11 protein-coding genes are annotated in these 9,763 nt (G+C 62.9%); 3 read left to right on the plus strand and 8 right to left on the minus strand.

What is annotated here, in order from left to right; translation table 11 throughout:
- The first annotated feature begins 3 nt into the window (after positions 1-3).
- From GPK89_RS00705 to GPK89_RS00715, 3 genes are read left to right on the plus strand one after another with little or no spacing between them, the layout of a single operon-like run.
- A complete protein-coding gene (locus tag GPK89_RS00705) occupies positions 4-852 on the plus strand; it encodes a hypothetical protein (protein ID WP_215690737.1) in 849 nt (282 codons plus the stop codon).
- Positions 849-1,457, plus strand: coding sequence for a M23 family metallopeptidase (locus tag GPK89_RS00710; RefSeq protein ID WP_215690740.1), 609 nt, complete (start codon positions 849-851; stop codon positions 1,455-1,457). Before GPK89_RS00705 ends, GPK89_RS00710 begins: the two co-directional genes overlap by 4 nt.
- A gap of 20 nt (positions 1,458-1,477) precedes the next feature.
- The gene (locus GPK89_RS00715) at positions 1,478-1,921 is read left to right on the plus strand and encodes a phage holin family protein (protein WP_215690741.1); all 444 of its coding nucleotides are present in this window, start codon (positions 1,478-1,480) and stop codon (positions 1,919-1,921) included.
- Positions 1,922-1,972: 51 nt separating this feature from the next.
- Here the strand turns inward: GPK89_RS00715 and GPK89_RS00720 are convergent, their stop codons facing one another.
- From GPK89_RS00720 to GPK89_RS00755, 8 genes are all read right to left on the minus strand, one after another.
- Complete coding sequence (locus GPK89_RS00720; protein WP_337556625.1) at positions 1,973-3,025, minus strand: type IV pilus twitching motility protein PilT; 1,053 nt, start codon at positions 3,023-3,025, stop codon at positions 1,973-1,975.
- The gene (locus GPK89_RS00725) at positions 3,026-4,714 is read right to left on the minus strand and encodes a GspE/PulE family protein (protein WP_215690745.1); all 1,689 of its coding nucleotides are present in this window, start codon (positions 4,712-4,714) and stop codon (positions 3,026-3,028) included.
- On the minus strand, positions 4,711-5,454 hold the full coding sequence (locus tag GPK89_RS00730; RefSeq protein WP_215690748.1) for a hypothetical protein: 744 nt from the start codon (positions 5,452-5,454) through the stop codon (positions 4,711-4,713). Before GPK89_RS00730 ends, GPK89_RS00725 begins: the two co-directional genes overlap by 4 nt.
- A gap of 13 nt (positions 5,455-5,467) precedes the next feature.
- Entirely contained in the window at positions 5,468-6,034 is a 567-nt protein-coding gene (locus GPK89_RS00735; RefSeq protein WP_215690751.1) for a hypothetical protein, read from the minus strand.
- Between the two features lie 35 nt (positions 6,035-6,069).
- Complete coding sequence (pilM, locus tag GPK89_RS00740) at positions 6,070-6,963, minus strand: type IV pilus biogenesis protein PilM (protein ID WP_215690754.1); 894 nt, start codon at positions 6,961-6,963, stop codon at positions 6,070-6,072.
- Positions 6,964-6,985: 22 nt separating this feature from the next.
- Positions 6,986-8,197 (minus strand): type II secretion system F family protein, encoded by a 1,212-nt coding sequence (locus GPK89_RS00745; protein WP_215690757.1) that lies wholly within the window; start codon positions 8,195-8,197, stop codon positions 6,986-6,988.
- A 68-nt stretch (positions 8,198-8,265) separates the two neighbouring features.
- Positions 8,266-9,057 carry a prepilin peptidase gene (locus tag GPK89_RS00750; RefSeq protein ID WP_215690759.1) on the minus strand — a complete coding sequence of 264 codons (792 nt, stop codon included), beginning with the start codon at positions 9,055-9,057 and terminating at the stop codon, positions 8,266-8,268.
- Entirely contained in the window at positions 9,044-9,523 is a 480-nt protein-coding gene (locus tag GPK89_RS00755; protein WP_215690760.1) for a hypothetical protein, read from the minus strand. Before GPK89_RS00755 ends, GPK89_RS00750 begins: the two co-directional genes overlap by 14 nt.
- Positions 9,524-9,763: the final 240 nt, after the last annotated feature.

Consider the following 9,763-nt stretch of genomic DNA (forward strand, 5'->3'; position numbering starts at 1 on the left):
AACATGGATTTGAAAGCGATACAGGCCGCGCTGCTGTTTGGCGGCCAAAGCGGCCCGGGCGGCGACTGGGCCGAGGCTGTCTGCGCGCCGTTCATCGCCAGCGGCGGGACGGTCGTTTGCAGCCCACTGGCAGGGCGTGCCCTGACCGTGGCGGCGGCGGGCGCGACGACCCAGGCGGGCGGGGGCACCGCCGCCCCCGGGAACATCCGCGCGTTGGGCGGCGTGGGGGAGAACGGCAGCCTGACCCTGACCGCCGCAGGCGGCGAGACGCGGGAAGTGGAAATCCCGCTGACCGGACCGCTGTACACCGGGGACATGGTGGCGCTGGCGGCAGACGGCAGCGTGACCGAGACGCACCGCGCAGTAAAATTGACCGTGGACGGCAGCGAGAACTGGATCTCCTGGACGAACCCGCGGGACACGGCGGATATCACCGTGCCCGGCACCATCGGCAGCCTGGGGGACATCCTGTGCAGCCATTACAGCCCGCTGGCGGGCACGCTGTCCTCGGACGCGGGGCTGTACACGGTCAGCACCAACACAACCGCCGAGCCTGGCAAAACGCGGATCATCCTGCGCCACGGCTTCAAGACGCTGGCGCTGTTCAAAGAATACCTGAAAGCCCAGGCCGACGCGGGCACGCCGGTGACGTTTGTGTACAAGCTGACGCCCGCCACCGAAACGCCGACGGTGACAAAACGCACCGCCGAACCGCTGTGCGCCGTACCGGATGCCGACGGCCTGTGTACCGTGCAGGGCGGGGGCACCCTGACCGTGACCGGGTATGAGGATCCCCGCGCCACCCGCCGCGCCCTGGAAAAGCGCATTGCCGCTTTGGAGGCGAAGGCGTGAGGCAGACCGGTATTTTTGCGGGCCGCGCCCAGGTGGTGTACCCCTATGGCCGCTACGGCTGGACCCGGGGCGGCGGCAAAGTCTGGCACGGCGGGCTGGACCTGGTGGGGCTGGACGACACCACCGTGCGGATGCCCTATTATAAGGGTAAGCGCATCACCGGCCGCGTGGTGCGGGCGCGCATTGTGACCGACCGCCGCGACAAAACCTGGGAGTGGGGCTGGTATGTCTGCGTGCAGCTGGACAGCGCCCAGACGCCCGACGCCGTGAACTTTTTGTACTTTGCCCACTGTGAAAAACTGCTGGTGCAGGCGGGCCAAACGGTCACCAGCGGCGACGCGCTGGCCGTGATGGGCAATACCGGCAACGCGGCAGGCGGCTACAAGCACTGCCATCTGGAGGTGCGGGCCACAGCGGGCGGCACCGGGCTGGACCCCACGGCCTACGCCGGGTGTGAGAACGCGGTGGGAATCTACGGCGCGGCGGCAAAGCTGCAAACCATCACGATCGGCCCCGTCAGCCAGGGTGACGCCGACGCGGTGAAAGCCCTGTGCGACGCCCGGGGTCTGACGGCGGCGGGGCTGTACACAAGCAAGTGGGCGTAACGCCCGGAAAGGAGCAAGGAGTGGAAGAACGCAATGTGTTTTTGTGGGGCAGGGCGGCGGTCTGCGCCGCCTGCGGGGCGTTTACGGCGGCCTTCGGCTGGCTGGGGTGGCTCATCGCAGCGTGGGCGGCCTGCATGGCGCTGGATTGGCTCAGCGGCAGTGCCGCTGCGGCCAGCCGGGGGCAGTGGTCCAGCGCAGCGGCGCGGGCGGGCATCTGGCACAAGGCCGGAATGCTGGTGGTCGTGCTGGTCAGCGCGTTGACCGATGCGGTGCTGGGCATGGCCGCCGCTAACCTGCCGGGGCTGGAACTGCCCTTTGACGGCGTTGTGCTGCCGGTAGTGCTGGTGTGGTATATTTTTACCGAGCTAGGCTCCATTGCCGAGAACGCCGCCGCCATGGGCGCCCCGGTGCCAGGCTGCCTGGTAAAGATCTTGGCGGAAGGGAAGGGGAAAGTGGAGAAATAAAACAAAAAGGGGTATCTGTCGAATCGGCAGATACCCTTTTTTCGGTTGCTATTACAAATAATTCCGCAGATCGCTCTTGTCTGTCGCGCAGCGCTCGGCGGTTTCGCGGGTGATGCGGCCCAGGCTGACCAGGCGGGCCAGGTCAGCGTTCAGGCTGTGCATACCCAGCGCCGCGCCGGATTGCAAAACGCTCGGGATCTGGTAGCACTTGCCCTCGCGGATCAGGTTCGCCACGGCGTCGGTGCCCACAAGAATTTCCGTGGCGGCGCAACGGCCCTGGCCGCTTGCCAGCGGCAGCAGCTGCTGGGTGATAACGCCCCGCAGCACGGCGGCCAGCTGACCGCGAATCTGGTTCTGTGCCCCGGCCGGGCAGACGTCGATGATACGGTCGATGGTCTGCGCCGCGCCGATGGTGTGCAGTGTGCTCATGACCAGGTGGCCGGTCTCGGCGGCGGTAACGGCGGCGGAGATCGTCTCATAGTCGCGCATCTCGCCGACCAGAATGACGTCCGGGTCCTCACGCAGAGCGCTGCGCAGGGCGGCGGCAAAGCTGGACACATCCTGCCCGACTTCGCGCTGGTGGATGAGCGCCTGCTTGCCCTGATAGACATACTCGATGGGGTTCTCGATCGTGATGATGTGGTCGCTGCGCGTCTCGTTGATGTGGTCGATCATGGCGGCCAGCGTCGTGGATTTGCCGCTGCCGGTGGGGCCTGTGACGAGGATCAACCCGCGCGGCTCGTCGGCCAGTTTCGTCAGCACCGGAGGCATCGAAAGCTCGGCCAGTGTCGGGATGCTGTTGTTCAAAAGACGCAGGGTCGCGGCGGCCTTGTTCTGCTGGTAGAACACGTTCACACGGCTGCGGGTGCCGTCGGGCGCGACGAGGGCAAAGTCCGCGTCGATGCGCTCGGTGATGACAGCCTCGCGGTGGGCCTCATCCATCAGGCCCAGAATCAGCGAGCGGGTCTCGTCGGCGCTCATCTGCACCGGCGCGTTGACCAGGCGGCCATCAATGCGAAACATCAGGGGAAGCCCCTCGGAAATATGGATATCGCTGGCCTTCATCTGCCGCGCCAGCGCGGTGAGCTCGTGGATTTGCATCATTTATTCCTCATAGAACGTAATTTTCAGCAATTCTTCCGGGGTGGTCTCGCCCTCACGCACCAGCTGCAGGGCGGCTTCGCGCAGGCTCGTCATGCCCTGGTTGCGGCGGGCGGCGGCGGTCAGTTCCTCCTGCGTGGCCCCGGCGGATATCATCTCCCGCAGCTCACGGTTGATGATGACCAGCTCGTGGATCGCTACACGGCCGCGGTAGCCCGTGCCGTTGCACTGGGTACAGCCGGTGCCGCGCCGCACAAACGGGATAGCAGGTCCCAGGTAGGCGCGTTCTTCCTCGGTGACGGGCATCTGCCTGGCGCAGTGCGGGCAGACGCGGCGCATCAGACGCTGGGCGACGAGGCCCGCGACGGAGTTCGCTATCATGTAGCGCTCCACGCCCATATCCTCCAGACGGACAATGGACGATAGTGCGTCATTTGTGTGCAGGGTCGAGAACACCATGTGGCCCGTGATAGCCGCGCGGACCGAGATGGACGCCGTCTCGGCATCGCGGGTCTCGCCCACCATGATAACGTCGGGGTCCTGGCGCAGCAGGGCGCGCAGACCGCTCTCAAAGGTCAGGCCCGCAATGTTGTTGACCTGCGTCTGGTTGATACGGGCCAGGTTGCGTTCCACGGGGTCCTCAATCGTCGAGATATTGACCTGCCGTTCGGCGATGGCCTGCAAGACCATGTACAGCGTCGTCGTTTTGCCGGAGCCTGTCGGTCCGGTCAGGTAGACGATGCCGTTGGGGCGGTTGAGCAGAGGCTGGAACCGCTTGTAGGTCGCGTCGTTCATGCCGAAGTGGTCGGCGTTTTTAATGTAGGTGTTCGACGACAAAATACGCAGCACAGCCTTTTCGCCAAAGACCGTCGGCAAAATCGAGACACGGACGTTGACGTCGGGGCCGGTCTCGAGACGTGCGCGGAAGTGGCCGTCCTGCGGGATGCGGTGCTCGGCAATGTCAAGATTCGACATGATCTTGATACGCGCGATGAGCGGCTGATGCAACGCGCGCTGTAACGTCACATAATCGATGATGACGCCGTCGATGCGCATACGAACCTTTGTTTCGCCCTCAAACGGCTCAATGTGGATATCCGATGCGGTCGTCGTGACGGCGCGCTGGACCAGGCTGTTCAGAAGGCGGATGATGGGGGCGTCCAAATCGCCGCCCTCGGCGGTCATATCGATGGCGAAATCCTCGGTTTGGGCGGCGGCCATGTCGCTGTCATTGGCGGTGCGGGCGGCCTTGCGGGCGCGGACCTCGGCGTAATAGTAGCGGATGGCGCGGCGCAGGGGCTCCAGCTCGGCCAGCACAATTTCCGGCTCCATGCCGGTCAGCTGGCGGATATCCTCGATGGCGTAGTAGTTCAGCGGGTCGTTGGCGGCCACGGTCAGGGTGCGGGCGCTCTGCGCAATGGGGAGCATATCGTACTTTTGCGCCAACTCCTGCGGGACCTTTTCCACGGCGGTCACATCGACGGTCGTGTGCTCAATGTCGATGAGCTGAATCTGCAAACGCTTGGCAAGGGCCTCCAGCACCTGGCGCTCGTTGACATAGCCCAGTTCCTGCAGGGCCTGGCCGACGCGCAGGTCGCGGTGCTCCTTCTGGTAGGCCAGGGCGGCGGTCAGCTGATCGGGCGTGATGTAGCCCAGCTCGATCAGCAGATCGCCCAGTCGGATGTTCTTCACGGCTGCACCCCTCCTTTGTCGCAGAGAATCACATTCAGGGAAACGGTATACACAGAGCCTTCCTCCGACGTGCCGTCGGGATTGGCGTAGCTACGGGTGGAAATGGTAAAGGTCTGCAGCTGGACCGAAGGATACCCTGCGGCCAGATCGTCCAGCATGGCGATGAAATCCGTATCGCTGCCGGTGCAGCTGAAGGTCACGGCTGCCGTCTTAAAGTAGCCGGGCTGGTCATAGTCAGGGATGAGGTCCGCCGCCAGGAACTGCTGCAAAATGGCGTTGCCCTCGGCGGTGGTGCCCACATCGTCCGCCGTCACAGCGGCGGTGGTGCCGGCACTCGGCGCGGCGCCCTGGCCCGCGCTCTCGCTGGCAATGTACCAGCTCAAATTCTGGGTGGCGGGCTGGCCGATGTTCAAGGAGGTCGGCTGCAAGCTGTGGTTCAGTTCCAGGCCTGTCACCAGCGTGTCCAGCTCGTCGCTGGTCAGGATGCTGTAATACAGGGCATTGGCGGATTGCAGTTCGCCCCAGTTGGTGTTTTTGGTGTTGGCGTTGAACCCGGCCTTCATGATGGTATCCTGCATGGCGATCTGGGCATCCTGCGCCTCGGTCAAATCAGCAGCGGCCTGCTGGTGGTTCTCGATGCCAGGGATCAGCAAAAACCGCACAAACAGCACGATAAAGGCGAACATCGACACGACATACAGTAAAATTTTGTCGCGCTTTGTCATCGGTGCAATTTCCATGGCGCGCCCCTCCTTACTGCGGTGCTGCCAGAATGCAGCGCAGGTCGATGGAATAGCCGTTGTCATCGGCGGTGTAGCCGGTGTAGCTCACGGTGGAAAAGACCCCGCAGTTTTGCAGGGAGCGGATGTAGGTCGGGATGTCAATGACCTGGCTGGAATTGGCGTTGAACAGCAGCTCGCCGGTGGAAGCATTGTAGCTGGTGAACTGGATGGAGATGGACGCGCCGCCCGCCGCCTCGATGCGGTGGAGCAGCGTGCTGGTCACGTCGGGGTAGCTGTTCAGCAGGTTGGTCATGCCAGTGGCGTAGTCCGTCAGGCTGCGGAACTCCGCGGCCTCCTCAGCGTCCAGGGTCGAGGAAAGGTAGGTGGCGGAGTTGTCGGCGCACCAGTTCAGAATATTCTGCCGCCGGCTTTTCAGCATCGAGGTGTGCAGTACCATCACGCCCCAGCCCGCCATGCAGACCGCCACCACGGCGATGCCGGGCACAACGGCGCGCAGATCCTTGCTGCGGCTTTCCGTCTTGGCGGCACCGGCAGCTTTTTGCCAGCGCAGATAAAAGTTGTTTTGTTTCATTGCCATAATCGATAAATCCCCAAGGCTATTTATATAAGGTATCAGCGGGCGATGAGATTGCCGGCGGCGTACAGCACGTCGGCCAGGTGGGTGCCGCTTGGCAGCTTGACAGCGGGCGAATCCGGGAAAATCTCCACCGCCAGGCCCAGGGCCTCACACCCGGGGCGGCAGACGGCAAAGTCCTCCGCTGTGGAACCGGCAAAGTAGACCGTGCCGATCTGGTGCTCGCTCTTGTTGGCGATGTGGAACTGCAGAATACCCGAGAGCTTCTGGGCAATCTCGGTGCCGGATTCGGCCGAGCCGCACGGGTTGAACAGGCGGCTGCGGGTGGAGTAGCTGTATTGCCCCCGCACAAACAGGGTCGCAGAGATCGTATCATCGTCAAATTGCAGCAGAACAAAGGTCTTTTGCTGCAAATCGGGAATCGTGCGCACGGCTTTGATGGGTGCGGCCAGCCCCAGATCAATGCAGGTCAGCTTGAAGCCCGCCGCCTTGGCAAGGGCATCGTACCCGGCAATGACGCTCTGCTCCACGCGGGCGGCCAGCACGATATCGGTGCGGGTCTTGGCATCGCGGGAGAGCAGCATATAATCATCCAGCGGGGCTTTTGTCTCGGCACCGCCGGTGGAAAGCTCGTGGGAAAGCACGGCCATTCGCTTTTTTTCGCTCATGGCGGGCAGCGACAGGATGCGGTGCATAAACTGGCTGCCGCCCGCAATCAGCGCCACGCGGCTTGCAGGCAGTTTGTTCTGGGCGAAAAACGCCTTCAGCGCGTCGGCCAGGTCAGCCTCGTTGGTGATAACGCCGTTGATCAGGCAGCCCTCGGGCAGCTGCATCTGCGCGGCGGCGGTAATGCGCGCGCCGCCCGCCGTAGGACTGCCCACCGCCGCATACACCGTGCGGCTGCAAAGATACAAAGAGGTAAGTGTTGCCATGTAGACCTCCGAAAAAATTAGTTTAAATCGCCCCGGACGAGCCGCCGATGGTGCCGTAGGACTGGTAGATAGGCACGATAACGGCCGCCACAACGCCGCCGACCACAATGCCCATGATCACGATCATCACAGGCTCCAGCAGCGTGACCAGGCGCTTGGTTGCCATTTCGGCCTCATAGTCCAGCGTCTCACTGATGGTCGCCAGCAGGCTGTCCAGCCTGCCGGTCTCTTCGCCGACGGCGATGGACGACGAGAGCTTTGTCTCAAAGCCGTCAATGCCTGCAATCGCCTGGGACAAGCTGTGGCCCGCACGGATGCTGTCCAGCGCGTCGCCGAACTGGCTCTCAATCCAGCGGTTGCCGATGGCGTCCCGCGCCGCGCCCAACGTTGTAATGATGGGGACGCCGCTGCCGTAAAGATTCGACAAAGTGCTGGCAAAACGGGCCGTGCAGATCTTGCGGTTCAGCACACCCACGACCGGCGCGTGCAGGATAAAGCGGTCCCACTGGCGGCGGACCTTCGGCTGGGCCAGCAAAATGCGGCCGCCCAAAATCAGCAGCAGCACGACCACGATAAGCACCGGCCAGTTCGCACCCACAAAGTCTCTGATGTCAAACAGCAGCTGGGTCAAAAACGGCAGCGTCTCCATCTGGTCAAACATCGGCTTGAACTGCGGCAGCACAAATGTCATCAAAATCGCAATAACTGCCACGATAAGCACGCCCAAAATGATGGGGTACATCAGGCTGTTGCCTACCTGCTGGTTCATCTTGTGCTCGCGCTCGTAGTAGGTCGCCATACGCATACAGGCGTGGTCGATGCTGCCGGTGCCCTCGGCGCTGCGGATCATCGCCAGCAGCAGGTTCGGGAACGCCGGGGCGCAGGACTCCATCGCGTCGGACAGCGGGACGCCCTTGCGCAGCTCGCCCAAAATCGCCTCATACAGGGCTTTTTGGCAGGCGTCGATGTTGCGCTCATCCGCCATGATACGGATAGCGCGTACCAGCGGCACACCGGCGGCCAGCAGCGTGCCCAGGTTGCGGCAGAAATCCGCCAGCATGGCAGTTTTCAGCGGGCGGAAGGCGGAGTGGCTTTTCTGGGTCTCCTGCGCGTCGGTCATGTACAGGCCGTCGTCGCGCAGTTTGGTGTACAGCGCCTCCTCGCTGGGGGCGTCGGTCACGCCGCGGACGGTCTTGCCCTGGGCATTGGCGGCAGTATAGCGGAAACGTGGCATAGGGGAGAAACCTCCGAAGGATAGAGTGGCAGGGGGCGGCGTCCTCGACGCCCTGCCCCTGCGCTGCATTACAAAAATTGACAATACCACCCCAGCACCGGCTCACCAAACAGCATGGCAAGCACGATGCCGGCGCAGAGAAACGGGCCGAAGGCGAAATGGTCTTTTTTATCGGCTTTTTTGGCGGCCAGCAGGTACATACCGTACACGCCGCCGCCCAGGATGCCGAAAAACATCGCCAGCAGGGTATTTTGCCAGCCCAAAAACAGCCCGGCGGCTGCCATCAGTTTGATATCGCCGCCGCCGAACGCACCGTCAATGGCAAGGCAGAGCAAAAACATCGGCACGCTGACGCAGACTGCACCGATGATATGCCCCCGCCACCCGGCGGGGGAGAGCGCCGTGCCTGCCACGCCGCAGATCGCCAGCGCGAAATTCAGCCGATCGGGGATGGTCTGCGTCTCGGCATCGATGAGCGCAATGCTTAAAAGAATGCCGCAGACCGCCAGCGCCAGCAGCGCCGCCCAGCTCATGCCGAACAGTCCGTCGGGCAGACCAAGGGCCGCGCCGTACTGCCGGGTACACCCCAGCGCCAGCACGCCGCCCAAAACTTCCACCAGCAGATACCGCGCTGGAATATGTGCGCCGCAGTGGCGGCACCGCCCGCGCAGGAACAGCCAGCTGAACACCGGGACCAGATCCGGCGCGTCCAGCGTGCGGCCGCACCGGGGGCAGATGCTGCGGCCTTTCAGCGGGTCCATGTTCCGGGGCAGCCGCCAGGCCACAACATTCATAAAGCTGAACAGCGCCGCGCCCAGCAGAAACCGGATCAGACCCAGCAGGCACTCAAGAAGCAGCATGGCCGACCTCCGCGCTGTATTGCAGCCGATCCTCCGCGCGGAACACGCGGTAGCCCTCGGCGGCGTCGTAGATGGCGTACATACCGTTTTCGCAGTAGAGCAGTTTTTCCACCGCGTAGCCGTTGCCGCCGATCTGCAAAAGCGTCACGGTACCGGGCAGTGCGCCCAGTGTCTCAATGGCATCGGCCACACCGTCGGCAAAGCCGTCAGGGCTGGTCTGGTCGGCATAGGGGCGGCCTGTGGCGTAATACTGGGCCGATACGGCCCCTGCCGCCAGCCGAGCCGCCTTGACCTGGGCCAGCGCCTCCCGGGCACGGGCCTGGTAGCGCAGCTCTGCCGCGCCGGTGACGACCGTATAGATAACCGCCGCCAATGCCAGCGCAACAGCCAGTTTTTCCGAGAAGGCGGCCTTGGCCCACCGTTCCCCGGTTTTGCGCAGCCATGCGCCCAGTCGTGCTGCCAGCATCGTTTCACCCCTGTACTTTATATATAATAACGCACTATTCAGTATACCGTGGAAGGACACTGTTTGCAAGAAAATCCGCAAAATTTCCTCATTTTTGTTGCAAAGTAACGCTAGATGGGCCGAATCCATGCGGATATTGCCGCAAACCACAATATTTAGTGTGATTTTTTGAAATATCGCACTTCCTTGTTGCGAAAACGTCACAGGCTTAGTATAATAACATCATATATAGTCTGTTAT

Origin of the sequence: Gemmiger formicilis, from assembly GCF_018784445.1 — a bacterium.
GTDB lineage: Bacteria > Bacillota > Clostridia > Oscillospirales > Ruminococcaceae > Gemmiger.

What these genes read in the sequence shown, in the direction of transcription:
- GPK89_RS00730 (WP_215690748.1), bottom strand. Translation starts at nt 5,454, where the DNA reads ATGGAAATTGCACCGATGACAAAGCGCGACAAAATTTTACTGTATGTC.
- GPK89_RS00705 (WP_215690737.1), top strand. Translation starts at nt 4, where the DNA reads ATGGATTTGAAAGCGATACAGGCCGCGCTGCTGTTTGGCGGCCAAAGC.
- GPK89_RS00720 (WP_337556625.1), bottom strand. Translation starts at nt 3,025, where the DNA reads ATGATGCAAATCCACGAGCTCACCGCGCTGGCGCGGCAGATGAAGGCC.
- pilM (WP_215690754.1), bottom strand. Translation starts at nt 6,963, where the DNA reads ATGGCAACACTTACCTCTTTGTATCTTTGCAGCCGCACGGTGTATGCG.
- GPK89_RS00745 (WP_215690757.1), bottom strand. Translation starts at nt 8,197, where the DNA reads ATGCCACGTTTCCGCTATACTGCCGCCAATGCCCAGGGCAAGACCGTC.
- GPK89_RS00755 (WP_215690760.1), bottom strand. Translation starts at nt 9,523, where the DNA reads ATGCTGGCAGCACGACTGGGCGCATGGCTGCGCAAAACCGGGGAACGG.
- GPK89_RS00750 (WP_215690759.1), bottom strand. Translation starts at nt 9,057, where the DNA reads ATGCTGCTTCTTGAGTGCCTGCTGGGTCTGATCCGGTTTCTGCTGGGC.
- GPK89_RS00735 (WP_215690751.1), bottom strand. Translation starts at nt 6,034, where the DNA reads ATGGCAATGAAACAAAACAACTTTTATCTGCGCTGGCAAAAAGCTGCC.